The organism is Bradyrhizobium sp. BR 1433 (assembly GCF_051547665.1).
Lineage (GTDB): Bacteria > Pseudomonadota > Alphaproteobacteria > Rhizobiales > Xanthobacteraceae > Bradyrhizobium > Bradyrhizobium australafricanum.
Map to the genome: position 1 here is coordinate 909,921 of NZ_JBPUGG010000001.1, position 21,924 is coordinate 931,844.

A 21,924-nucleotide genomic window follows, 5' to 3' on the forward strand; every position below is an offset into this window, starting at 1 on the left:
CTTTCCGAACATCACCGATTGGCTTGCGAATAAGCGAGCCCGGCAGCGCAGCCGCCGAACACGATGGCCCACAACAGGCTGGATTCCAGCGTGGCGCTCAGGCCGTAGCGTTGCAGCAGGAACATGAAGCCCGCCGCGACAACGGTATGCAGGGCGATCGTGCGCCAAGCCTTCATCGCAGCGCCCCTTCCCGTCTCATCTGCTAGCACCTGAAAGCTCCGCATCAGGTGGTTTCCTTCAGCGTCGTCGGCCCGCCCGCGGGCGCCGAGAACTGACGGTCGACCTGCGGGCCCGGCTTCGGCGGATTGCCGGCGGCAAAGCCGTCGAGCACCTTGCCGAAGCTTTCCTTGGTCAGGTCCTCATAGGTGTCCTTCCAGATCAGCACCATCGGCGCGTTCACGCAGGCCCCTAAGCACTCGACTTCTTCCCAGGAGAAGTTGCCGTCCTTCGACAGCTGGAAGGGATCGTGATGGATGCGATGCTGGCAAACCTCGATCAGGTCGGCGGCGCCGCGCAGCCGGCACGGCGTGGTGCCGCACACCTGCACATGCGCCTTCTTGCCGACCGGTGAGAGCTGGAACATGGTGTAGAACGTCGCGATCTCGAGCATGCGGATATGCGGCATCTCGAGCAGGTCGGCAACGGCGCGGATCGCGGCTTCCGAAACCCAGCCGTCATGCTGCTCCTGCACGCGCCAAAGGATCGCGATCGCGGCCGAGGCCTGACGGCCCGGCGGATATTTCTCGATCTGCTTCTTGGCCCAGGCAAGATTCTCGTCCGTGAACGTGAAGCTCGCGGGCTGCAATTCCTTCGGGGCAAGGCGGCGGACGGACATCGATCAAACTCTCATTGCGCGCGGTTCGGATGCGGACATCGTCAACGGTCGACTTCGCCGAACACGATGTCCAGCGAGCCCAGGATGGCAGAAACGTCGGCCAGCAGATGGCCCCTGCAGATGTGATCCATCGCCTGCAGATGGGCGAAGCCCGGCGCGCGGATCTTGCACTTGTAGGGCTTGTTGGTGCCGTCGGCGACGAGGTAGACGCCGAACTCGCCCTTCGGCGCCTCGACCGCGGCATAGATTTCGCCGGCCGGCACATGCACGCCTTCGGTGTAGAGCTTGAAGTGATGGATCAGCGCTTCCATCGAGCGCTTCATCTCACCGCGGCGCGGCGGCGCGATCTTATTGTCCTCGACCACGACCGGGCCCTGCCCGTCGGGTGCCTTGAGCTTCTGGATGCACTGCTTCATGATGCGCACCGACTGGCGCATCTCTTCCATGCGGATCAGATAGCGGTCGTAGCAGTCGCCGTTCTTGCCGATCGGAATGTCGAAATCCATCTCGGCGTAGCACTCATAGGGCTGCGACTTGCGCAGGTCCCAGGCCGCGCCCGAGCCACGCACCATCACGCCGGAGAAGCCCCACTCCCAGGCTTCTTTCAGTGGCACCACGCCGATATCGACGTTGCGCTGCTTGAAGATGCGGTTGCCGGTGAGCAGCCGATCGAGGTCGTCGACCACCTTGAGGAACGGATCGCACCACGCCTCGATGTCGTCGATCAGCTTCGGCGGCAGGTCCTGATGCACGCCGCCGACGCGGAAGAACGCCGCGTGCATGCGCGAGCCCGAGGCGCGCTCGTAGAACACCATCAGCTTCTCGCGCTCTTCGAAGCCCCACAGCGGCGGGGTCAGCGCGCCGACGTCCATCGCCTGGGTGGTGACGTTGAGCAGATGCGACAGGATGCGGCCGATCTCGCAATAGAGCACGCGGATCAACTGGCCGCGGCGCGGCACCGTAATGCCGAGCAGCTTTTCCGCCGCGAGGCAGAACGCATGCTCCTGGTTCATCGGCGCGACATAGTCGAGCCGGTCGAAATCGGGAATCGCCTGCAGATAGGTCTTGTGCTCGATCAGCTTCTCGGTGCCGCGGTGAAGCAGGCCGATATGCGGATCGACGCGTTCGACGACTTCGCCGTCAAGCTCCAGCACAAGACGCAGCACGCCGTGCGCCGCCGGATGCTGCGGCCCAAAGTTGATGGTGAAGTTACGAAGGTTTTGCGATTGTTCATTCATGGCTTCGGCTCCGCCTTGGCCTTCTCATCGCCGGGCAGCGGATAGTCCGCGCCTTCCCAGGGCGAAAGGAAATCGAACTTGCGGAATTCCTGGTTGAGCCTGACCGGCTCGTACAGCACCCGCTTCTCCTGGTCGTCGTAGCGGACCTCGACGAAGCCGGTGAGCGGGAAATCCTTGCGCAGCGGATGGCCGTCGAAGCCGTAGTCCGTCAGCAGGCGGCGCATGTCGGGATGGCCGGTGAAGATCACGCCATAGAGGTCGTAGGTCTCGCGCTCGAACCAGTCGGCGCCCGGGAAGACGCCGATGATCGACGGCACCTGCGTGGTCTCGTCGGCCTGCCCGCGCAAACGGACGCGCGCGTTCAGCGTCGGCGACAGCAGATGGTAGACGACGTCGAAGCGCTTCTCGCGGCTCGGATAGTCGACCGCGGTCACGTCGGTGACGTTGACGAAACGGCAGCCGGGATCGTCACGCAGAAACCTGGCGACCTCCACGATTCTGCCAATCTCGACGTCGATAGTGAGCTGATTGAACGCGACCGAGTGCGCCGTGGCCGCGCCCGGAAGCGCGCTCACGATCGTCTGCCCAAGGGCGTCGAGCTTGCCGTCGTCCATACCTGAAACCTTAGCGTTCAATAGTGCCGATACGGCGGATCTTCTTCTGCAGCAGCAGCACACCGTAGAGCAGCGCTTCCGCCGTGGGCGGGCAGCCGGGCACGTAGATGTCGATCGGCACGATGCGATCGCAGCCACGCACCACCGAATAGGAATAGTGGTAGTAGCCGCCGCCATTGGCGCAGGAGCCCATCGAGATCACGTAGCGCGGCTCCGGCATCTGGTCGTAGACCTTGCGCAGCGCGGGCGCCATCTTGTTGGTCAGGGTGCCCGCAACGATCATCACGTCGGACTGCCGCGGCGAGGCGCGCGGTGCGAAGCCGAAGCGTTCGACGTCATAGCGCGGCATCGAGACCTGCATCATCTCGACCGCACAGCAGGCGAGACCGAAGGTCATCCACATCAGGGAGCCGGTGCGCGCCCAGGTGATGAGGTCATCGGCTGCAGCGACGAAGAAGCCCTTGTCGGACAGCTCGTGATTGACCTCGAGGAAAAACGGATCATTGGCGCCGACCGGCTTACCGGTCGACGGATCAAGGATACCCCTCGGAGCCATGGCGATCTCAGATTTGGCAATCGCCGGCTGGGAGGTTGCGGCGGTGGGGCTCAATCCCATTCGAGCGCGCCTTTCTTCCATTCATACGCAAATCCGACCGTCAGCACGGCCAGGAACACCATCATTGACCAGAACCCGGTGGCGCCGAGCTTTCCGAACGCCACGGCCCAGGGGAACAGGAACGCCACTTCGAGGTCGAAGATGATGAAGAGGATCGCCACCAGATAGAACCGGACGTCGAACTTCATGCGGGCGTCGTCAAAAGCGTTGAATCCGCATTCATAGGCGGACAGCTTTTCCGGGTCCGGCGATTGGAACGCGACCAGGAACGGCGCGATCAGGAGTGCCAGACCGATCAGGCTCGCGACTCCGATAAAGACCACAAGTGGGAGATAATTCTGCAGGATGCCGGTCATCGGCGAGGCCTTCTTGCTGCGGTTTCGGACATGCCGCAAATTCGTTGATTGGAATTGTTCTTGAGGCTTTAGCGCAGCGCAACAGGGGGCGCAAGACAAGCTATTTTGACGCTTTTACCGTCCTTCCCGGGGGCTCTTGGCCTCATCAGGCGGATGCACTTGCCTCCATGGGCAACGCCGCGGCGGCCATCCGGTGCCCTGCGCTCTCCCCATATCAGCCCAGCCCCCGCTCGGCAGCGAGCATCTCGGCGGCGGTCAGGGTGAGCCGATCGATGTGTCCGAGCAGCAGCTCAAGATCCCCCGGCGCAAGCTGTTCCAGCAGGTGCCGGTTTCGCTCCTGCGCGCCGGCCACGATGGCATCATGGGCTGCCAGGCCGGCCTTGGTGAGAGAGACCAGGGTCTCCCGGTTGTCGCGCGGATTGGCCGCCTTCGCCACCAGCTTGCGCGCCACGAGCTCGGCGAGCGCCCGGCTGATCTGCCCCTTGTCCATGCCGACGGCCTCGGCGAGCCGCACCACACTCATCGGCGGCCGCCGGCCGAGCGAGGCGACCAGACCGAACTCGACCGAGGACAGGCCGGTCAGGCGCTTGTAGCGCAGCATCGCGCCGCGCCTGAGCAGGTTCGCCAGCACCATCAGCCGCGACGACATCATCGCGGTGATCGGCGCCAGTTCGGAATCGACAACGGCCGCCGGCGGCAAGGCCCTCTCAGTCCTGAGCTTCTCGGTCATCACCAACCTCTGCCAACAAAGCCGCGCGCTGCCAAGCTCAATGAGATCGTTGACATTGTCATCGATCTATCGTTGACTTGGTCAACGATAGATCAGCCGCCGGCGCCAGACCAGCGGCAGGGAGGACAACGTGACGATCACCCAGCGGGACCGCGATCTCGGCACGGCCTATGCGATGAAGCCGTCCAGCACCCGGACCGAGCTCACCTCGGTCGGCCGCGGCACGCCGATGGGCGAGCTGTTGCGCCGGTATTGGCACCCGGTCGGCCTCACCGATGACGCCACCGATATCCCCGGAAAAGTCCGCGCACTTGGCGAAGACCTGATCCTGTTCCGCGACCGGCACGGCCGGGCCGGCCTGCTGCATGCGCGCTGCTGCCACCGCGGCACCACGCTCTATTACGGCAAGGTCGAGGAAGACGGCATCCGCTGCTGCTATCACGGCTGGAAGTTCGACACCGAGGGCCGCTGCCTCGAACAACCCTGCGAGCCCGACGGCGGCCTGTTCAGGGACAAGGTGCGCCAGCCCTGGTATCCGGTGCAGGAACGCTACGGCCTGATCTTCGCCTATATGGGGCCAGCCGAGAAAAGGCCGGTGCTGCCGCGCTACGAGTGCCTAGAGAACATGGACGACGGCGAGTTCGTCGAGGCCGACAATTCCTCGATCGGCGGCGGCGGCCCTGCCGTGATCCCCTGCAACTGGCTGCAGCATTTCGAGAACGTCGCCGACCCCTACCACGTGCCGGTGCTGCACGGCTCGTTCTCAGGGCCGCAGTTCACCAACATGATGGCCTCGATGCCCGAGGTGAAGTTCGAGATGTCGCCGCGCGGCGTCGCGGTGCGTTCGATCCGCAGGCAGGACGACGGCAAGGTGTTCTATCGCGTCACCGAGGCTGCCCTCCCCACACTCCGCGTCGTGCCCAATCCGCGCGTCGCGCAGTTCGCGCGCGTCGAATCGATCGGCTGGACCTTGCCGATCGACGACACCTCATTCCGCATCTACGTCGCCGGCCGGGTCAAGAACGCGGGCGATATCGGGCGGATGCGCTCGAAGTTCAACGGCAAGTTCTGGTGGGACATGACCGAGGCCGAGCACCAGCAATTCCCCGGCGACTACGAGGCCCAGGTCGGCCAGGGCGCGGTGACGATCCATTCCGAAGAGCATTTTGGCCAGAGCGACCGCGGCATCCTGATGATCCGCCGGATGCTCGCTGACCAGCTCGAGGCCATGGCCACCGGCCGCGACCCGATCGGGGTGTCGTTCGACGCCGACACGAGGCCGGTCGAATTCGAGGCGGGGAATTACATCCGCGAGGCGTAAGGCCGCGCGCAAGCAACAACAAAGAAGATCGGGGGGAGCAAGTCATGGTCGACGTCGCACCGCAGGCGGCCGCGCCAACCCAAGCTGCGGCCGCGCCCTCGGCGCGCCGCTACTACGTCCTCGCCTTGCTCACGATCATCTACGCCCTCAACTTCCTCGACCGCACCATCTTCAACGTGCTGATCGAACCGATCAAGAAGGAGTTCACGCTCAGCGACACCACGATGGGCCTGCTCGCCGGGTTCGGTTTCGTGCTGTTCTATTCGCTGCTCGGCATTCCCATCGCGCGGATGGCCGATCGCCTCAACCGCCGCAACATCGTCGCGATCGCCTTCGCGTTCTGGAGCGCGATGACCTATCTCTGCGGCCTCGCCTCCAGCGTCACGACGCTGGCATTGGCCCGGGTCGGCGTCGGCATCGGGGAGTCGGCGGGAACGCCGGCCTCGCAATCGATGATCGCCGATCTGTTCGACAAGAACGAACGACCGCGCGCGCTCGGCATCTACGCGATCGGCACCTATCTCGGCGTCTTCCTCGGCTATTTCATCGGCGGCTATGTCAACCAGCACTATGGCTGGCGAATGGCCTTCTTCACCGCGGGCCTGCCCGGCATCGCGCTCGCCGCCGTGCTGTGGCTGACGATCACTGAGCCGAAGCGCGGCGCAATGGCCGAGAGCTTCAAGGCCGAGCCGATCGGGCCGACGCTGCGTTTCCTGGCATCGCAGCCGAGCTTCGTCATCGTGCTGATCGGCTTTTGTCTGACGACCTACACCAACTACGCCACCGCGGTGTGGATCCCGCCGTTCCTGGCGCGGATCCATCACCTCACCAGCGCCGAGATCGGCGCCTATGCCGGCACCTTCAAGGGTCTCGCCGGCATGGCGGGCACGCTGATCGGTGGCCTCGTGGTGGCGCAGATCGGCCGTCGCGACGACCGCTGGAAGCTGTGGGCGCCCGCGATCATGTCCGGTCTCGCCGGCCCGGTGTTCGCGCTGTGCATGCTGACGCAAAGCTTCACGCTGATGGTCGCGACGCTGGCGCTGACCTCGTTCATGGTCGGCTTTCATCTCGGCCCGATCTTCGCGATTGCGCAGACGGTGGCAAAACCCAGCATGCGCGCGCTGGCCTCGGCGATCGTGCTGCTGACCGCGACCTGCTTCGGCCAGGGCGTCGGCCCCCTCGCCGTCGGCATGATCAATGACGCGCTGAAAGGCACCTACGGCGTCGATGCGGTTCGCTACTCGCTGCTGTCGGCCGCGCTCACGACGACGCTCGGTGCCCTGCTGTTCGTGTTGGCGGCACGCGCGATCCGCGCCGACATCGCGCGCGCGAGCTAGCACCCGTCTCAGCCGAGCCGGCGCGTGTTGTCAGGCTGCGCTCACGTCAGCTTGCCGGTGTATTTCTCCAGCGCCGCCCAGGCGTCCGCGCCGTAGGTCTTCTGCCACTGCGTGTAGAAGCCGGCCTTCACCAACGCGGCCCTGAACTGCACGGGATCGGGCTTGTTGAAGGTCATGCCCTTCTCGGTCAGCTCGGCCTGCAGCGAGCGGTCCATCTCGACCAGATCGGTGCGCTCCTTCACCGCCGCGGCGTCGAACGCGGCATTGATGAGCTCGAGCAGATCGGGCGGCAGGGCCGCCATCGCGCGGCGGTTGCCGAGGATCCAGTAACCGCTCCAGCAATGGTTCGAGAGCGCGCAGAATTTCTGCACCTCGTAGAGCTTGCCGGTCGAGACCTGCGCCAGCGGGTTCTCCTGCCCTTCGACGATGTGGGTCTGCAGCGCCGAATAGAGTTCGCTGTAGGAGATGCTCGACGGCAGCGCGCCAAGCCCTGAGAACAGCGACGTCAGCAATGCCGTCACCGGCACGCGGATCTTGAAGCCCTTGAGATCGTCGACGCTGTTGAGCTGCCGGCTCGACGACGAGGTGATCTGGCGGAAGCCGTTGTCCCAGACCTTCTTCAGCGGCACGACGCCGGTCTTCGTGATCGCCTCGCGCACGAGGTCGCCGACGCCGCCGTCCATCGCCGCCCAGACCTGGTCGTAGGACTGGAAGGCAAAGCCGATGCTGGGCAGCCCCGACAGCGGCACCAGCGTCGACAGCGTCATGCTGGGCGCCGCCAGCAGCTCGATCCCGCCGGCGCGGACCTGGGACAGCATCTCCGGATCGCCGCCGAGCTGGCTGTTGGCGAACACCGTGATGTTGACCCGGCCGGACGACTGGGCGCCGACCGCCTTGGCGGCCTCAGTCAGGCGGATTGTTAGCGGATGGGTTTCCGGAGTGTTGACACCGAGTTTGAAGTCGAACTCGGCCGCCGCAACGGCGCGCTTACCAAACATCGTGGCGGCGAGTGCCGCGGAGCCGGTTCCAAGCACCCGGCGCCGGGTTAGTCTCATTGTTTTCATTATTGTTTTTCTCCCAAGCGCATTTCCGCGCCTGGGGCAGTTTTAGCCGGCCGGCAGTGTGACGCAAGGCACGGTGAAACCAATCCGCCCGTGGCACGAAACCATTTCCCGGAACTCACGAAACGATCCGGAAACAGATGGGCCTTACCAGTACCTGCCATAGACGGCGCACAGACGCCCGGAGGCGACCATGAACCACTCGATCCATTCAGCTGACCGCGCGACCCATCTCAAGATTGTGGTGGTTGCCCTTATTGCGGGGATCGGGATCGCGGCGCTCGGTATTTCGGCCCGGAACAACGCGGATTTCACCCAGACTGCCCAGACCACCCAGGTCATCAAGGCCGGCAAACCGGTGGCGATCACCTCGTCGGGCACCTCCACGGTCCGCTAAAGATTTTTGCTGGCTTCCACAGGCAAGACGGCCGCCTTCGGGCGGCCTTTTTGGTTGGTCCTGATCGTCTCAAGCTCGGACCAGCATGGTGTGGCCTTTGCCAGCAAGTTCGGCTACGGCGACTGCAGGACCATCGAGACCGGGGCGCGCGCCATCGACGTGTGCAAGGTCGCAACCCGGCTGAGCGCCGCGAATGACTGAGCCTCGCCTCGCCGGCGACAACATTGCGAAGCCGCAGCATGCTTCCCGCACCGACGGGGCGTCCCCTTTGCTCGGCCTCCCGGCATCGCTGCCGCTGGTGCTCGACCTCGACGGCACGCTGATCACGGGCGACCTGCTCTATCTCAGCTTCTTCTCGATCCTGCGCCGCAACCCGCTGATCGTCGTGTCATGCGCCGCCTGGCTGACGCGCGGCCGCGCGGCGCTGAAGCGCCGGCTCGCACAGCGCCAGCGCATCGACTGGAGCCGGATCGAACTGCACCAGGACGTCGTCGCATTGGCTGAGCGCGAGAACGCGGCCGGCCGCCGCATCGTGCTGGCAACCGCGGCCGACGCGCTGCTCGCACAGAAGCTGGCGTCGCGTCTGCCTTGGATCGACCAGGTGCTTGCCTCCGACGGCGAACATAATCTCAAGGGCGCCAACAAGGCCGACCTGTTGCGGAAGACATTCCCCGGGGGCTTCATCTACGCCGGCGACAGCGCCTCCGACCTCGCGGTCTGGGCCCACGCTGCCGGCATCATCACCGTCAATGCCCGCGATGCCGTGCGCGCCGCCGCGGCCGGGCTCGGCAGGCCGACGCTGCATCTGCAGGGCCGCGCGGCCGCAGCGAAATCTTAACCGCGTCCTAACACGGTCGTTCGATTGCAATCCGCGCCGCGACCCCAGTCTTAAAAGTTGTTCGGCTAAGGTCGGCGTCAACAAAGGCGCAGGCCACAATGAATTTGCAGCAGCAAGTAATTTCAACCGGCTTCAAGATCATCTGCACGGATTGCGGCAGCCTGGCGATCAAGGTCGCCGATCCGGCGCATGCATCCGGCGACACCATCATCGAATGCCGCCGCTGCAACGCGGTGCGCGGCACAGTGGCGGACCTGCACAATTTGGCGCGGCGCGGCCGCGACCTGTTCGAATTCTAACCGCGGCCCCGCCAATGCTGTCAGACCCGAAGGCGACCACGCAGAGCGACGTTCCCTTGGACACGGTCTGGTCGATCCTCGAGGCCGCCAACGAATTGGGCGACACCCACACGGTTGACGCCTGCCGCCGCATCATCGACGCCAATTTGCGCGGCGACGCACCGGGACAATCCGACCTCAACGCGGTCGCCGCATTCTTTGCCTGATCAAGGCAAGGTGTTGCCGTTCTGTGAATTCAATAGGGCATCGCGGTGACGAATGGCCAGGCAGAAACATAACAACACAGACCGAGATATTGCTTAACTTGCTTCGTCCAGGGCCGACCGGCTAGCTGCCTCGCAGCTTTCGGATTCGGACGGACCGATGACATTGACGCGCGGTGACCTGGTTGTCGGGGTCACGATCCCCGGGTTCTTCGTCCTCAGCGTCGCCTCGATGATCGCCTGTGGGCACGCATTCCCGGCGATGCATGTCTGGCGATCCGGCATCACCGCGCAGGCCGTCCTCGGCATCACCATCATGGTCGCGTTCGTCCCGGCGTTCGTCGCGGCACGATTCAGCTTCGGTTATCTGGTCGGCTTCTCGCTGCTGTCAGCCGTGTTCGGCTTCGTCTGGCTCAGCTTCTTCAGCGCCTTCGACTATCCGCACGCCATCGCCCGCTGGGCCATGATCGCCGCGCTGGCCGCAGCGATGATCCCTCTGATGTTACAGAACATCCCGGTTTGGCGGCCCGATTTGTCCTATGCGGCCGTCAAGCGCATCGTGGTTCTGCTGCTGGCGTCGTGCCTTGCCGTGCTGATCGGCGACATCTCCTACGGGGCCAATCTTGGCGATCCCTATGGCGCAGCCCGCACCGCCGTGGTGCGGCCGGCGCTGATGAACTATCTCACCGGGATCATGACCGGCGCGGTCCTGCCCTACCTGTTCGCGCATTTCGCATGGCGCAGCCGGTGGATGCCGGCGGCCGGGGTGCTGCTGCTTGCGCTTTGCTTCTATCCCGTCGTCAACAACAAGACCGTCCTTCTGTTGCCGATCTGGCTGCCGTTTCTGTTCTGGCTGTACGGCCGGTTCGACCCGCGGCTGGCCACGGTGCTCGCATTTCTGATCCCGATGATCGTCGGCCTTTTGGCTTTCGCCGTCCTCGTGTCCGACAAGACCTACATCGTGTTCAGCACCATCAATCTGCGCTTCGTCGCGATCCCGTCGCTCGCGCTCGATCAATACGCCGACTTCTTTGCGAACCGCGAACTCACCCGGTTCTGCCAGATCACCGTCCTGCGATACATAACCGCCTGCCCGTACGGCGAGCTCGGCCCGACCCTCGGAGCGATTTATCAGGACGGCAATTTCAACGCGTCCTTCCTCGCCACCGAGGGCATCGCATCGGTCGGTCTTGCGCTCGCTCCGGTGTCGGCTTTCGTCTGCGGCCTGATCCTGTCGGTGGGATCGATGGTCTCAAAGCACCTGTCGCCGCGCTTCATCGCGGTTTCGTCCGGCATCGCAGTTCAGGCGATCATGAACGTGCCGCTCACGACAGGCCTGCTGTCGAACGGGATAGCACTGCTGTTCCTGCTGTGGTGGCTGACGCCCGAACAGCGCGTGGCATTATCGGTCAGTCCCGAGCAGGCCGCTCAACCCCGTCAGCGTTGCCGGCCTCGCGGCGTCCTGATCTGTCGCGGCAGTCGCCAGGTGCAGTGAACAGGAGGGAGGCAACTCGTTACGGCACCGGTCCAGAGGGACCAATGGTTTCGGGCCAAACACGCTGCTAAGTCATTGAAATAAATGGCGCGAGAGACGGAACTCGAACCCGCGGCCTCCGCCGTGACAGGGCGGCGCTCTAACCAACTGAGCTACTCCCGCGGATGCCGATCGTCGGATTGATCCGCGCAGGACCGAGGGCATAAAGGCCCGCATCCGGTTAGTCAAGGACGTTGCGGATCCCTGCACAGCATCGGCATTTTCGCGGCACGTACGCGGGTTGTCGCCTGTTTTCAGGGGAAACGGCGTAGTCAGCGAAGCCCCGAATCAAATAAGGCCTGATACGTCTGGGTTTCCTGTGGCCGGCCCGGCGCTGCCCGTTCCCGGAACCGGCGGTTTTCAGGACTTGTCCGGACGCATTTTCCCGACGCGAACGGCGCGCCATTCGCGTGAAAAGCAGCAATCCAGCCATTCAGCAACGAGGAGGGCCAGACATGGCGAAGAAAGCAGCGACACCGGCGACGATTACGCTGAAGCATTTGGCGGCGGCCATCGCCGAGGAGCAGGAGCTGTCCAAGAAGCAGGCCGAGGCGATTCTGACCGATATGGTCACCAGGATCACCAAGCACCTCAAGAAGGGCGAGCGCATCAGGATCGTCGGCCTCGGCATCCTCCAGGTCCGCAAGCGCGCCGCTCGCATGGGCCGCAACCCGGCGACCGGCGAACAGATCCACATCAAGGCCAGCAAGAAGGTTGCCTTCCGCGCCGCCAAGGAGCTGAAGGAAGCCGTCTAGCGCCTACTCTCTCCGTTAAGGCAAAGCGCCATTCCGGCTCGTGACGCGGCCCCGGAGTGGCGCTTTTCTGTTATAGGATTCTCCTTCGAAACTCGCCTTGACGCGGTTTGCTCGCGCGAACCAACTTCGCCAAAGCGCATTGTTCCTTTCTCCTGTTTTTGCGCGGTTTTCATGCTGGCACCGGCTCTCGACTTCAAGCACACCGTCACCGAGCGCTTCCTGCGCTATGTCGTGATCGATACCCAGTCCGACCCGGATTCACCGACCTGCCCCTCCACCGAGAAGCAGAAGAATCTCGGGCGCCTGCTGGTCGCCGAACTGCAGGCGATGGGGATATCCGACGCGCATCTTGACCCGCACGGATACGTCTATGCGACGATCCCGGCCAACACCGACAAGACGGTGCCGGTGATCTGCTTCTGCTCGCACATGGACACCTCCCCTGACTGCACCGGCAAGAACGTCAAACCGCAGGTCGTGAACAACTACCGCGGTGGCGATATCGTGCTGCCCGCTGATGCCTCGCAGGTGATCCGCGCCGCCGAGCACGAAGCGCTGGCCGACCAGATCGGCAACGACATCATCACCACCGACGGCACCACCCTGCTCGGCGCCGACAACAAGGCGGGCCTTGCCGAGATCATGGATGCCGCGCATTTCCTGATCACCAATCCGCAGGTGAAGCACGGCACCGTCAAGATCCTGTTCACGCCGGACGAGGAGATCGGCCGCGGCGTCGACAAGGTCGACATCGAGAAGCTTGGCGCCGATTTCGGCTACACCATGGATGGCGAGACCGCCGGCCATATCGAGGACGAGACCTTCTCGGCCGACGGCGCCAGCATCATCATCGAAGGCGTCGCGACCCATCCGGGATTCGCCAAGGGCAAGATGGAGCACGCGATCAAGATCGCCGCCGCGATCGTCGATCGCCTGCCGAAGGACACCTGCTCGCCCGAGACCACCGAGGGCAAGGAAGGCTTCCTGCATCCGGTCGCGATCTCCGGCGCGCTGGAGAACGCGCGGATCGACTTCATCGTGCGCGATTTCACCGAGGCCGGCCTGAAGCAGAAGGAAGCGCTGCTGGAGGACATCGTGAACGATGTCATGAAGGGCTATCCGCGCTCGACCTACCGCATGGAGGTCAAGCAGCAGTACCGCAACATGAAAGACGTGATCAATCGCCACCCCCAGATCGTGGCCTATGCGATCGAGGCGATCGAGCGCGCCGGCCTCACGCCGGTGAAGACCTCGATCCGCGGCGGCACTGACGGCTCGCGGCTGTCCTTCATGGGACTGCCCTGCCCGAACATCTTCGCCGGCGAGCACGCGTTCCATTCGCGGCTCGAATGGGTCAGCCGGCAGGACATGGAGAAGGCCGTGCAGACCATCGTGCACCTGGCGATGATCTGGGAAGAGCGGGCGTAGGAGTCGCAGCTCCTTTTCTTCCGTCATTGCGAGGAGCGATAGCGACGAAGCAATCCATGCTGCTACATATGCGGCGCGATGGATTGCTTCGCTCGCGCTCGCAATGACGGAGCGCTTGGTCCCGAGAGTTCTATGCCCGCGCGGTCACGATCCAGATCGCGCCGGGCAGCAGCACCGCATCGCCCTTCAAGAAAGGCGCCAGCGCCTCGCGCATCGAGGCGATCGCCGCAGCGCGCACCTCATCAGGGTGCCCTTCCAGCGCGCGGCTGGCCGGCCCGATCTCGAGCGCGCCCTGTATCGCGGCATCGATGCCGCGCCCGGTCGCGACATCAAGCTCAACCCGGCACGGCTCCATGGCAATGCCGGAGAAGCCGGCTTCGCCCAGGATCCGCTTCACCCGGGCCTCGGAGGCGAACGCGAACGGGCCGGGATCCTCGGGCCCTAGCGGCGGCAGTTTCGGCACGTGCTTGTAGACGGCAGCAAGCGGCGTCATGAAGAACGGATTTTCGCGCGGCTCCTGCCAGCAGACGAAGGCGAGACGGCCGGTCGGCTTCATCGCCTTGCGCAGATTGGCGAACGACGTCACGGGATCGGCAAAGAACATCACGCCAAAGCGCGAGGCCAACAGATCGAAGCTCTCGCTGACAAACGGATAGATGGTCGCGTCGGCCAGCGCGAACTCGACCGGCAAACCCTGCGGCGCGCTCTGCCGCGCCCGCGTCAGCATCGGCTCCGAGACATCGACGCCGAGCACGTGACCTGTGGGCGCGACCTTGGCCGCCAGCGCGAAGCTCGAGGCGCCGCTGCCACAGCCGACATCGACGACGCGTTCGCCGGCTTTCGGCGCGGCACGATCGATCAGGAGGTCGAGCACCGGCTGCAGCACGATATCCTGCGCGGCCTGCCGTGTGGCCCAGCGCTGACCGCCCGGCCCGTTCCAATAAGCAATCTGGTCGGCGTTCTGCGGATGGCCAGCGTTCATGCGATCCAAACCTCGTTAGGAAGCTTCCGTCGTCTCATGCTTGGGCATGATCCTTTTCGGAATACCGCTTCGCACTTTTCCGGATCATGCCCTAGCAAGTCTCGCGCGTCGCGGCGCGCAGCATCGGCATCAGCTGATAGGTGAATCCGGCATCGGCCTTGGTGACGGGATCGTTGGCGACGATCTCCTGCGGATCGGCATCGTCAGGCAATTGCAGCACGCCGAGTTCCCAGACCCCGGCGGGATCGGCGACCGGTCCGAACACCAGCGCCTTGCCGGCCTGCAGCAGTTCGCCGCAATAGGCGACGTGCGCCTGCATGATGGCGGCTTCCTGCGGCGTCATATCCTGAGGAAAGGTCGGGCGCGGTCCGGTCAATTTGCAGACGTAGTATTTCATCGACCTGATCCGCGCTCGGAGCTCTATTTGGCGGCTGCGCTCGTGGGCTTGGCCGGTTTCGGCTTCGCGGCATTCGCCTTGGGCGCGCCCTGCCCGTCGCTGCGCGCGATGCCCCAGGGATCGGTCGGCTTCTGATCCGGCACACCACTGAGCGCACGCTGATAGGCGCGCTGCTGGCGCGCCTCGTTGGCCGCATCGGCCGGCGACTTCTCGACCTCTTCGCGATAGCGCTGAACGTGATCCGACTGTGCGAATGCGGGTCCGGCAATCATGGTGAGAAGAAAAATCGCGGCGAGTTTGCGCATGCATCAAGTTCCCGGTTAGGCGGACAGAATAGCATCGCTGCAGCGTCGGCATCAAATCTGAGCGCGTGACTTTCGGCACCTTTCGCACCATCGGGGATCGAATGACATTCGGCACGCCAGCGCGGAGCAAGCGCGGTCCCGGCCACCCCATGAGACTAACTACCCCACGGCCAGGATCGCGCCCTCTCCGCGCGTTCACCGAGAGCCGTGCAATGGCCTTGCTCCGTAGGGCTCATCAACCAGAGGCCGCTTTGCAGCTCGTGAAACACCGCGCCACCGTCATCCTGCGCGAGCATGTGCAAGCGGAGGCCGAGCTGGTCGGACGAGCCGCGGTTCTCACCGATGGAACCGCAGGGACCGTCGAGGGCGTGTTTCTGGACGAATCTCACGGGTTGCGCATCTCGATCACGGGCCACATCGGGAAGTGGCCGATCGCGACCATCAGGATGCTTCAGCCATAGGGGTGGATCCAAAACGGGGAAGCACGCCCGCACATTCAGGCAGCCGGTCCGCCTGCGCTCTTCGAGCTTCGGTGCGACAGCCTTCGCCCTGCGAACCGAACAAGCGGATGAATTCGTGCTCAAAGGCTGGCTTGCCCAGCCGTAGCCCGCAGGGCGAAGGCTGGTAGGCGGCGAGAGATTCGAACTCCCGACCCTCTCGGTGTAAACGAGATGCTCTAACCAGCTGAGCTAGCCGCCCTTACCTGCGCGCCTCTTTAGCCTCGCCTGCCCCCGAGGCGCAAGGCCGCAACACCTCAATCCGTCAGCTCCAGTCCTTGGGGTGCGCTGGCAATTCCTTGAGATCATTGATCCATGGCGCAGCGGAGCGGCACCAGACCTGGCGTCGCGGGGTCAATTGGCCGCGCTGGCGAATGCTGCCCCAGCGGATGCCCCAGTCGTCGGGCCCGCCATCCTCGCCGCTCGTGAACAGCGGCGAACCGCAATCGCCGCAAAAGTGCTGGAAGCGGATTCGGCCGTTATCGCCCCGCTTGTCGTAGACCTTCGGCGCACCTCCGGTCAGCCACACCTGTTCGGCGTCGCAGATCACCGTGACGCGGTAGGGCGAGCCGGTCAGCGCCTGACAGTCCGTGCAATGGCAGATCGACACCTGTTCGGGATCGATCTCGGCCTGATAGGTGATAACCCCGCAATGGCATTGCCCATCGATACGCATGTAGCGCTCTCCAATTCCGTCAACAAAGCAGCCGCCGTGGGCGCGGTTCCATCGTCCAGGGCCCCTGGCTCTCGGCCCCACCTCCTTTGAGTACGGAGCAACGCCGGTATCCCATGTCTGCCTTGTTTGGGATACCAAATCGGGATACGAAACTCGCCAGACCGAGATTCTGTGCCCGCCAACGAGCGGCCAAAGGACGGCGCCATGTCGCAGATGCTTCAGATTCATGACCAGCTCCGGGAGATGATCCTGTCGCTCGACCTGGGACCCGGCGAGCGACTGACCGAGCGCTGGCTGGAGAGCCGGTTCGAGGGATCGCGCACGCCGATCCGTGCCGCGCTGGTCCGGCTCGAAGGCGAAGAGCTGGTGCGCCGCGACGGCCGCAACTGGATCGTCGCACCGATCGACCTCGGTGAGCTGGAGGCGATGGCCGAGTTCCGGATTCCGCTGGAGACGACGGCGGTGCGCCTCGCCTGCGCGCGGGCGAGCGCAGCCGATATCGCCGGCGTCGAGGAGATGCTGGATGCCTGCCAGTCCGGCGCGCCGCGCGAGGAATGGCATCGGGTCGGCACCGATTTCCATGTCGAGATCGCGCGGCTCTCCGGCAATCCCTTCATCGTCAAGGCGATCGCCGGCGCCATGACGAGGCTGTCGCGGGCGCGCTGGCTGGAAGTGTGGACCGAGCCCTCGCGTGAGCAGGCCTGGCGCGAGCACCGGCGCATCCTCGGCTTCATCAAGGCCAACGATCCGGAGGCCGCCGCGCGCGAGGCCGCCGACCACATCACCGATACCCGTGATCGCCTGCTGCGTTCGCTGAACGAGGATCGCCGCGGCCTGCGGGCGCGCGGCTTCGCCGTGATCGGGCTGCGCTGACATGAACATCGAAGTCGATCGCGAAGCCCTGCTCGACGCGGGCCCCTGGAAACGCAACCTGATCGTCTGCGTGTTCGGCTCCTTCACGACAATCGTGGGGATGACACTGCTGCTGCCGTTCCTGCCGCTCTATGTCGAGCAGCTCGGAATGACCGATCATGCCGCGATCGTGCAATGGTCGGGCGTCGCCTATGGCGCAACCTTCTTCAGCGCGGCGCTGACGGCGCCGCTGTGGGGACGGCTCGCCGATCGCTACGGCCGCAAGCTGATGCTGATCCGCGCCAGCCTCGGCATGGCGATCGCGATGTCGCTGATCGGCATGGCGCACAACGTCTATGAGCTGGTCGGCCTGCGGCTGCTGACCGGCCTGCTCGGCGGCTACGCGTCGGGTTCGACCGTGCTGGTCGCGGCGCAGACGCCGAAAGCGCGGTCCGGCTGGGCGATCGGCGTGCTGTCGGCCGGCATCATGGCCGGCAGCCTGGTCGGTCCCTTGATCGGCGGCGTGCTGCCGGGCCTGATCGGCATCCGCGCGACATTCTTCCTGATCGGCGGCGTCATCTTCTTCACCTTCCTCGGCACGACGTTCCTGATCCGCGAGGAAGCACGCCCGAAGACCGCGAAAGGCGGCAAGGCGCGCGGCGGCTGGTCGCTGGTCCCGGACAAGCGCCCTGTCGTCGCGATGTGGGGAACCGGCCTGCTGCTGATGGTCGCCAACATGTCGATCGAGCCGATCATCACGGTCTATGTCGCGCAACTGGTCGAGGCACCGCAGGTGACATTCGTCGCCGGTATCGTGATGTCGGCGGCGGCCTTCGGCAGCCTGCTGTCGTCGTCGCATCTCGGCAAGCTGGCCGATCGGGTCGGCCACTGGCGGATCATCACCATCTGCCTTGCTGTCTCGGCGCTGCTGTTGATCCCGCAGGCCTTCGTGGCCAGCGGCTGGCAGTTGATCCTGCTGCGCTTCCTGATGGGGCTCGCGCTCGGCGGCCTCCTGCCCTGCATCGCAAGCGTCATCAGGCACAACGTGCCCGATGCGGTCACCGGCAGCATGCTCGGCTATTCGATCTCGGCGCAATATGCGGGCCAGGTGATCGGCCCGCTCGCCGGCGGCTTCATCGGCGGCCATATCGGCATGCCCGCGGTGTTCCTCGGCACCAGCGTGCTGATGGCACTGGGCGCGATCGGCAATTTCGTCGTCGAGAGGAAAGACTAGTTCCGGCGCCGGCGTCCCCACGCCGGCAACTCGATCATTCCGTACCGCAACGATGAAAAAGCCCGTCGGGGTGTCGGAATGCGCGCCATTGGTTCGTTCTTTGCTGTGAAGCCAGCAAATGGAGATACCCAATGGCCGACCTGACGCTTACCACCTTCGATTGGGTTCCGGAGATGCCGCGGGGATTTGTGCGCGACCTCCGCGTGCGCTGGGCATTGGAAGAGGCGCGCTTGCCGTATTGCGTTGCAAGCGTGCCGTTTCGCGATCGGAGCGCCGAGCACTTCGCGCACCAGCCGTTCGGCCAGGTGCCGTGGCTGACCGACGGCGACATCTCGATCTTCGAGAGTGGCGCGATCCTGCTGCATCTCGGCGAGCGCAGCGACGCCCTGCTGCCGACCGATCCGCACCAGCGCAGTGAGGCTTTGAAATGGCTGTTCGCAGCGCTCAACTCGGTCGAGATGGCGAGCCTGCCCTGGTCGCTCCTGGTGTTCTCGGGCGAGAGCGGCGGCACGTCGGCATGGACACGCTTCGACGGCTTCCTGCAATCCCGGCTTAGGCACATGGAGCCGGTGCTGACGGGCTGCAAATGGCTGGCCGGGCCGTTCTCCGTCGCCGACATTCTCATGGCCGATGTGCTGCGCCTGGTCGACCGCTTCGACGGACTGGCGGAATATCCCGCGTGTCGCGACTACGTCGCGCGTGCCACGGCGCGGCCGGCTTTCGCAAAAGCGCATGCCGATCAGATGGCGCACTTTGCCGCCGCGGACAGAGCCGCAGCCTTCCCGACCTGATCGCGAACAGCGACAAACAAAAACGGCGCCCGAAGGCGCCGTTTTCTAGTTTCGATTGGAGCTCGCTCAGTGCGCCGTCAGGCCGCCGGACGCTTCATCGGAGGCATCGGGCTTGACGTCGACCTTGCTGGTCTCCTCTTCCCAAATGATCGGCGCGGGCACGCGGACCAGCGCCTTGGCAACGACCTCATCCAGCCGCGAGACCGGAATGATGTCCATGCCGCCCTTGATCGCATCGGAAATCTCCGTGAGATCCTTGGCGTTGTCCTCCGGGATCAGCACCGTCTTGATGCCGCCACGGGCGGCAGCCAGGAGCTTCTCCTTCAGACCGCCGATCGGCAGCACGCGACCACGCAGCGTGATCTCGCCGGTCATCGCGACATCGTGGCGGACCGGAATGCCGGTCATAACCGAGATGATCGCGGTGGCCATCGCGACGCCGGCGGACGGACCGTCCTTCGGCGTCGCGCCCTCCGGCACGTGAACGTGGATGTCGCGGCGGTCGAACATCGGCGGTTCGATGCCGTAGACGATCGCACGCGAGCGGACGTAAGACGCCGCCGCCGAGATCGACTCCTTCATCACGTCGCGCAGATTGCCCGTGACGGTCATCTTGCCCTTGCCGGGCATCATGACGCCTTCAATGGTGAGCAGCTCGCCGCCGACATCGGTCCAGGCCAGACCGGTGACGATACCGACCTGATCCTCGTCGTCGATCTCGCCGAAGCGATACTTCGGAACGCCGAGGAACTCTTCGATGTTCGCCTCGGTGACCTTCACCGACTTCTTCTTGGAGATCATCAGCTCCTTCACCGCCTTGCGGGCGAGTGTGGAGAGCTCACGCTCCAGGTTGCGCACGCCCGCTTCGCGGGTGTAGCGGCGGATCATCAAGAGCAAGGCCGCGTCGTCGATCGACCATTCCTTGGAGTCCAGACCGTGCTTGGAGAGCGCGCTCGGGATCAGATGCTTGCGCGCGATCTCGACCTTCTCGTTCTCCGTGTAGCCGGCGATCCGGATGATCTCCATGCGGTCCATCAGCGGGCCGGGAATATTCAGTGTATTCGCGGTCGTGATGAACATCACGTTGGACAGGTCGTAGTCGACCTCCAGGTAGTGGTCGTTGAAGGTCGAGTTCTGCTCGGGGTCCAAGACCTCAAGCAGCGCCGACGACGGATCGCCGCGGAAATCGGCGCCCATCTTGTCGATCTCGTCCAGCAGGAACAGCGGGTTCGAGGTCTTCGCCTTGCGCATCGACTGGATGATCTTGCCGGGCATCGAGCCGATATAGGTGCGGCGGTGACCGCGGATCTCGGCCTCGTCACGCACGCCGCCGAGCGACACGCGCACGAATTCGCGCCCCGTGGCCTTCGCGATCGACTTGCCGAGCGAGGTCTTGCCGACGCCGGGAGGCCCGACCAGGCACAGGATCGGTCCGGTCAGCTTGTTGGCGCGCGACTGCACCGCGAGGTACTCGACGATACGGTCCTTGACCTTCTCGAGTCCGTAGTGATCGGAGTCCAGCACCGCCTGCGCGGCCTCGAGGTCCTTCTTGACCTTGGACTTCTTGCCCCACGGGATCGACAGCAGCCAATCCAGATAGTTGCGCACGACGGTCGCTTCCGCGGACATCGGCGACATCTGGCGCAGCTTCTTCAGCTCGTGCTGGGCCTTCTCGCGCGCTTCCTTGGACAGCTTGGTCTTGGAGATCTTCTCCTCCAGATCGGCCAGCTCGTCGCGACCTTCGTCGTCGCCGAGCTCCTTCTGGATCGCCTTCATCTGCTCGTTCAGGTAATACTCGCGCTGGGTCTTCTCCATCTGGCGCTTGACGCGCGAGCGGATGCGCTTCTCGACCTGCAACACCGAGATCTCGCTCTCCATCAGGCCCAGCACCTTCTCCAGGCGCTGCGTGACGGACAACGTCTCCAGGATCGCTTGCCGATCAGCAATCTTGACCGCGAGATGAGAGGCAACGGTATCGCCGAGCTTGGCGAAATCGGTGATCGCCTGAACCACGCCGACGACTTCGGCGGAGATCTTCTTGTTCAGCTTCACATAGCTTTCGAAGTCGGACACGACCGACCGCGCCAGCGCCTCGGCTTCGACCGAGTTGGCGTCAGTGTCGGCGAGCGCGACCGCGGTCGCCTCGTAATATTCGCTGCGGTCGGAATACTTCTCGACGCGCGCGCGCTCGAGACCCTCGACCAGCACCTTGACGGTGCCGTCGGGCAGTTTCAGGAGCTGCAGGACGCTGGCGAGCGTACCCGTCTCGTAAATTGAATCGGGTGCCGGATCGTCATCGGACGCGTTCTTCTGCGTCGCGAGCATGATCAGCGCGTCGTTCTTCATCACCTCTTCGAGCGCGCGGATCGATTTCTCGCGGCCGACGAAGAGCGGCACGATCATGTGCGGGAAGACGACGATGTCGCGGAGCGGCAGCACCGGATAGGAGTGGCTTTCGCCGTGGACGATCGTTGGCCGGGGTTTTGAGGTCGTCATGGCCTAATCCTTTTGTTGTGCCCCCTTGCACGCAGTCCGCCTGCTTGCGCAACCGCCACAAGGTGCCTTGGTGATGCGGAATGAGAATGCCGTCGGCAGCCGCTTATTCCGCATCGTGAAGCGACGAATCTC

The 21,924-nt window shown here is 64.4% G+C and carries 27 protein-coding genes and 2 tRNA genes; 14 read left to right on the top strand and 15 right to left on the bottom strand.

Annotated features, from left to right (window positions below):
* Positions 1-11: 11 nt before the first annotated feature.
* From ACSKB9_RS04510 to ACSKB9_RS04540, 7 genes are all read right to left on the bottom strand, one after another.
* Complete coding sequence (locus tag ACSKB9_RS04510; RefSeq protein WP_035631350.1) at positions 12-224, bottom strand: hypothetical protein; 213 nt, start codon at positions 222-224, stop codon at positions 12-14.
* Entirely contained in the window at positions 224-835 is a 612-nt protein-coding gene (gene nuoE / locus ACSKB9_RS04515; protein WP_029080758.1) for an NADH-quinone oxidoreductase subunit NuoE, read from the bottom strand. Before nuoE ends, ACSKB9_RS04510 begins: the two co-directional genes overlap by 1 nt.
* Before the next feature lie 41 nt (positions 836-876).
* Complete coding sequence (locus tag ACSKB9_RS04520; protein WP_438071800.1) at positions 877-2,073, bottom strand: NADH-quinone oxidoreductase subunit D; 1,197 nt, start codon at positions 2,071-2,073, stop codon at positions 877-879.
* A complete protein-coding gene (locus ACSKB9_RS04525) occupies positions 2,070-2,687 on the bottom strand; it encodes an NADH-quinone oxidoreductase subunit C (protein ID WP_076825355.1) in 618 nt (205 codons plus the stop codon). The genes ACSKB9_RS04520 and ACSKB9_RS04525 overlap by 4 nt, the downstream gene beginning before the upstream one ends.
* 10 nt (positions 2,688-2,697) lie before the next feature.
* Entirely contained in the window at positions 2,698-3,243 is a 546-nt protein-coding gene (locus tag ACSKB9_RS04530) for a NuoB/complex I 20 kDa subunit family protein (RefSeq protein WP_176936700.1), read from the bottom strand.
* Between the two features lie 50 nt (positions 3,244-3,293).
* A complete protein-coding gene (locus ACSKB9_RS04535) occupies positions 3,294-3,659 on the bottom strand; it encodes an NADH-quinone oxidoreductase subunit A (protein ID WP_018271860.1) in 366 nt (121 codons plus the stop codon).
* A 214-nt stretch (positions 3,660-3,873) separates the two neighbouring features.
* Complete coding sequence (locus ACSKB9_RS04540; RefSeq protein WP_438071801.1) at positions 3,874-4,389, bottom strand: MarR family winged helix-turn-helix transcriptional regulator; 516 nt, start codon at positions 4,387-4,389, stop codon at positions 3,874-3,876.
* A 130-nt stretch (positions 4,390-4,519) separates the two neighbouring features.
* Here ACSKB9_RS04540 and ACSKB9_RS04545 point away from each other — a divergent pair, with 130 nt between their 5' ends.
* Together ACSKB9_RS04545 and ACSKB9_RS04550 are read left to right on the top strand one after the other, a co-directional pair.
* The gene (locus ACSKB9_RS04545; protein WP_438071802.1) at positions 4,520-5,710 is read left to right on the top strand and encodes a Rieske 2Fe-2S domain-containing protein; all 1,191 of its coding nucleotides are present in this window, start codon (positions 4,520-4,522) and stop codon (positions 5,708-5,710) included.
* A 44-nt stretch (positions 5,711-5,754) separates the two neighbouring features.
* The gene (locus ACSKB9_RS04550) at positions 5,755-7,047 is read left to right on the top strand and encodes a spinster family MFS transporter (RefSeq protein WP_438071803.1); all 1,293 of its coding nucleotides are present in this window, start codon (positions 5,755-5,757) and stop codon (positions 7,045-7,047) included.
* Positions 7,048-7,088: 41 nt separating this feature from the next.
* Here the strand turns inward: ACSKB9_RS04550 and ACSKB9_RS04555 are convergent, their stop codons facing one another.
* Positions 7,089-8,102 carry a TRAP transporter substrate-binding protein gene (locus ACSKB9_RS04555; RefSeq protein ID WP_076825348.1) on the bottom strand — a complete coding sequence of 338 codons (1,014 nt, stop codon included), beginning with the start codon at positions 8,100-8,102 and terminating at the stop codon, positions 7,089-7,091.
* A 199-nt stretch (positions 8,103-8,301) separates the two neighbouring features.
* Between ACSKB9_RS04555 and ACSKB9_RS04560 the strand changes: the two genes are divergently transcribed.
* From ACSKB9_RS04560 to ACSKB9_RS04585, 6 genes are all read left to right on the top strand, one after another.
* Positions 8,302-8,505, top strand: a complete 204-nt coding sequence (locus ACSKB9_RS04560) for a hypothetical protein (protein WP_092077524.1) — start codon at positions 8,302-8,304, stop codon at positions 8,503-8,505.
* A 54-nt stretch (positions 8,506-8,559) separates the two neighbouring features.
* Positions 8,560-8,706, top strand: coding sequence for a hypothetical protein (locus ACSKB9_RS04565; protein WP_438071804.1), 147 nt, complete (start codon positions 8,560-8,562; stop codon positions 8,704-8,706).
* Positions 8,699-9,343 carry a haloacid dehalogenase-like hydrolase gene (locus ACSKB9_RS04570; RefSeq protein WP_438071805.1) on the top strand — a complete coding sequence of 215 codons (645 nt, stop codon included), beginning with the start codon at positions 8,699-8,701 and terminating at the stop codon, positions 9,341-9,343. The genes ACSKB9_RS04565 and ACSKB9_RS04570 overlap by 8 nt, the downstream gene beginning before the upstream one ends.
* Before the next feature lie 98 nt (positions 9,344-9,441).
* Positions 9,442-9,642, top strand: a complete 201-nt coding sequence (locus tag ACSKB9_RS04575) for a hypothetical protein (protein WP_028333962.1) — start codon at positions 9,442-9,444, stop codon at positions 9,640-9,642.
* A 14-nt stretch (positions 9,643-9,656) separates the two neighbouring features.
* A complete protein-coding gene (locus ACSKB9_RS04580; protein WP_076825345.1) occupies positions 9,657-9,848 on the top strand; it encodes a hypothetical protein in 192 nt (63 codons plus the stop codon).
* A 157-nt stretch (positions 9,849-10,005) separates the two neighbouring features.
* Complete coding sequence (locus ACSKB9_RS04585) at positions 10,006-11,340, top strand: hypothetical protein (RefSeq protein WP_438071806.1); 1,335 nt, start codon at positions 10,006-10,008, stop codon at positions 11,338-11,340.
* 85 nt (positions 11,341-11,425) lie between these two features.
* Here ACSKB9_RS04585 and ACSKB9_RS04590 read toward each other — a convergent pair.
* Positions 11,426-11,502: transfer RNA gene (locus ACSKB9_RS04590), tRNA-Asp, on the bottom strand.
* Between the two features lie 308 nt (positions 11,503-11,810).
* On the opposite strand from ACSKB9_RS04590, the gene ACSKB9_RS04595 reads away from it, so the two are divergent.
* Both ACSKB9_RS04595 and pepT read left to right on the top strand, forming a co-directional pair.
* The gene (locus tag ACSKB9_RS04595; protein ID WP_259171327.1) at positions 11,811-12,134 is read left to right on the top strand and encodes an HU family DNA-binding protein; all 324 of its coding nucleotides are present in this window, start codon (positions 11,811-11,813) and stop codon (positions 12,132-12,134) included.
* A gap of 171 nt (positions 12,135-12,305) precedes the next feature.
* Entirely contained in the window at positions 12,306-13,562 is a 1,257-nt protein-coding gene (gene pepT / locus ACSKB9_RS04600; RefSeq protein ID WP_438071807.1) for a peptidase T, read from the top strand.
* 130 nt (positions 13,563-13,692) lie between these two features.
* Here the strand turns inward: pepT and ACSKB9_RS04605 are convergent, their stop codons facing one another.
* From ACSKB9_RS04605 to ACSKB9_RS04615, 3 genes are all read right to left on the bottom strand, one after another.
* Positions 13,693-14,544 (bottom strand): class I SAM-dependent methyltransferase, encoded by an 852-nt coding sequence (locus ACSKB9_RS04605; protein WP_141341001.1) that lies wholly within the window; start codon positions 14,542-14,544, stop codon positions 13,693-13,695.
* 91 nt (positions 14,545-14,635) lie between these two features.
* Positions 14,636-14,941: a YciI family protein gene (locus ACSKB9_RS04610; RefSeq protein ID WP_438071808.1), complete on the bottom strand. Its 306-nt coding sequence runs from the start codon at positions 14,939-14,941 to the stop codon at positions 14,636-14,638.
* A 23-nt stretch (positions 14,942-14,964) separates the two neighbouring features.
* On the bottom strand, positions 14,965-15,246 hold the full coding sequence (locus ACSKB9_RS04615; RefSeq protein WP_038385060.1) for a hypothetical protein: 282 nt from the start codon (positions 15,244-15,246) through the stop codon (positions 14,965-14,967).
* Positions 15,247-15,497: 251 nt separating this feature from the next.
* Between ACSKB9_RS04615 and ACSKB9_RS04620 the strand changes: the two genes are divergently transcribed.
* On the top strand, positions 15,498-15,707 hold the full coding sequence (locus ACSKB9_RS04620) for a PRC-barrel domain containing protein (protein WP_310885912.1): 210 nt from the start codon (positions 15,498-15,500) through the stop codon (positions 15,705-15,707).
* A 161-nt stretch (positions 15,708-15,868) separates the two neighbouring features.
* Here the strand turns inward: ACSKB9_RS04620 and ACSKB9_RS04625 are convergent.
* Positions 15,869-15,945, bottom strand: a tRNA-Val gene (locus ACSKB9_RS04625).
* A 63-nt stretch (positions 15,946-16,008) separates the two neighbouring features.
* Entirely contained in the window at positions 16,009-16,419 is a 411-nt protein-coding gene (locus ACSKB9_RS04630; protein ID WP_438071809.1) for a GFA family protein, read from the bottom strand.
* A 204-nt stretch (positions 16,420-16,623) separates the two neighbouring features.
* Here ACSKB9_RS04630 and ACSKB9_RS04635 point away from each other — a divergent pair, with 204 nt between their 5' ends.
* The 3 genes from ACSKB9_RS04635 to ACSKB9_RS04645 all read left to right on the top strand — a co-directional run bounded on the left by ACSKB9_RS04635 (position 16,624) and on the right by ACSKB9_RS04645 (position 19,296).
* The gene (locus ACSKB9_RS04635; protein ID WP_438071810.1) at positions 16,624-17,292 is read left to right on the top strand and encodes a GntR family transcriptional regulator; all 669 of its coding nucleotides are present in this window, start codon (positions 16,624-16,626) and stop codon (positions 17,290-17,292) included.
* Between the two features lies 1 nt (position 17,293).
* On the top strand, positions 17,294-18,505 hold the full coding sequence (locus ACSKB9_RS04640; RefSeq protein ID WP_438071811.1) for an MFS transporter: 1,212 nt from the start codon (positions 17,294-17,296) through the stop codon (positions 18,503-18,505).
* A 131-nt stretch (positions 18,506-18,636) separates the two neighbouring features.
* Complete coding sequence (locus tag ACSKB9_RS04645; RefSeq protein WP_438071812.1) at positions 18,637-19,296, top strand: glutathione S-transferase family protein; 660 nt, start codon at positions 18,637-18,639, stop codon at positions 19,294-19,296.
* Between the two features lie 66 nt (positions 19,297-19,362).
* On the opposite strand, the gene lon is transcribed toward ACSKB9_RS04645, so the two are convergent.
* Entirely contained in the window at positions 19,363-21,792 is a 2,430-nt protein-coding gene (lon, locus tag ACSKB9_RS04650; protein WP_438071813.1) for an endopeptidase La, read from the bottom strand.
* Positions 21,793-21,924 lie beyond the last annotated feature (132 nt).

Bases quoted from the DNA above. Each gene is read 5' to 3' on its own strand.
- ACSKB9_RS04510 (WP_035631350.1), bottom strand. From the start codon at position 224: ATGCGGAGCTTTCAGGTGCTAGCAGATGAGACGGGAAGGGGCGCTGCG.
- nuoE (WP_029080758.1), bottom strand. From the start codon at position 835: ATGTCCGTCCGCCGCCTTGCCCCGAAGGAATTGCAGCCCGCGAGCTTC.
- ACSKB9_RS04520 (WP_438071800.1), bottom strand. From the start codon at position 2,073: ATGAATGAACAATCGCAAAACCTTCGTAACTTCACCATCAACTTTGGG.
- ACSKB9_RS04525 (WP_076825355.1), bottom strand. From the start codon at position 2,687: ATGGACGACGGCAAGCTCGACGCCCTTGGGCAGACGATCGTGAGCGCG.
- ACSKB9_RS04530 (WP_176936700.1), bottom strand. From the start codon at position 3,243: ATGGCTCCGAGGGGTATCCTTGATCCGTCGACCGGTAAGCCGGTCGGC.
- ACSKB9_RS04535 (WP_018271860.1), bottom strand. From the start codon at position 3,659: ATGACCGGCATCCTGCAGAATTATCTCCCACTTGTGGTCTTTATCGGA.
- ACSKB9_RS04540 (WP_438071801.1), bottom strand. From the start codon at position 4,389: ATGACCGAGAAGCTCAGGACTGAGAGGGCCTTGCCGCCGGCGGCCGTT.
- ACSKB9_RS04550 (WP_438071803.1), top strand. From the start codon at position 5,755: ATGGTCGACGTCGCACCGCAGGCGGCCGCGCCAACCCAAGCTGCGGCC.
- ACSKB9_RS04555 (WP_076825348.1), bottom strand. From the start codon at position 8,102: ATGAGACTAACCCGGCGCCGGGTGCTTGGAACCGGCTCCGCGGCACTC.
- ACSKB9_RS04560 (WP_092077524.1), top strand. From the start codon at position 8,302: ATGAACCACTCGATCCATTCAGCTGACCGCGCGACCCATCTCAAGATT.
- ACSKB9_RS04570 (WP_438071805.1), top strand. From the start codon at position 8,699: ATGACTGAGCCTCGCCTCGCCGGCGACAACATTGCGAAGCCGCAGCAT.
- ACSKB9_RS04575 (WP_028333962.1), top strand. From the start codon at position 9,442: ATGAATTTGCAGCAGCAAGTAATTTCAACCGGCTTCAAGATCATCTGC.
- ACSKB9_RS04580 (WP_076825345.1), top strand. From the start codon at position 9,657: ATGCTGTCAGACCCGAAGGCGACCACGCAGAGCGACGTTCCCTTGGAC.
- ACSKB9_RS04585 (WP_438071806.1), top strand. From the start codon at position 10,006: ATGACATTGACGCGCGGTGACCTGGTTGTCGGGGTCACGATCCCCGGG.
- pepT (WP_438071807.1), top strand. From the start codon at position 12,306: ATGCTGGCACCGGCTCTCGACTTCAAGCACACCGTCACCGAGCGCTTC.
- ACSKB9_RS04605 (WP_141341001.1), bottom strand. From the start codon at position 14,544: ATGAACGCTGGCCATCCGCAGAACGCCGACCAGATTGCTTATTGGAAC.
- ACSKB9_RS04610 (WP_438071808.1), bottom strand. From the start codon at position 14,941: ATGAAATACTACGTCTGCAAATTGACCGGACCGCGCCCGACCTTTCCT.
- ACSKB9_RS04615 (WP_038385060.1), bottom strand. From the start codon at position 15,246: ATGCGCAAACTCGCCGCGATTTTTCTTCTCACCATGATTGCCGGACCC.
- ACSKB9_RS04630 (WP_438071809.1), bottom strand. From the start codon at position 16,419: ATGCGTATCGATGGGCAATGCCATTGCGGGGTTATCACCTATCAGGCC.
- ACSKB9_RS04635 (WP_438071810.1), top strand. From the start codon at position 16,624: ATGTCGCAGATGCTTCAGATTCATGACCAGCTCCGGGAGATGATCCTG.
- ACSKB9_RS04640 (WP_438071811.1), top strand. From the start codon at position 17,294: ATGAACATCGAAGTCGATCGCGAAGCCCTGCTCGACGCGGGCCCCTGG.
- ACSKB9_RS04645 (WP_438071812.1), top strand. From the start codon at position 18,637: ATGGCCGACCTGACGCTTACCACCTTCGATTGGGTTCCGGAGATGCCG.
- lon (WP_438071813.1), bottom strand. From the start codon at position 21,792: ATGACGACCTCAAAACCCCGGCCAACGATCGTCCACGGCGAAAGCCAC.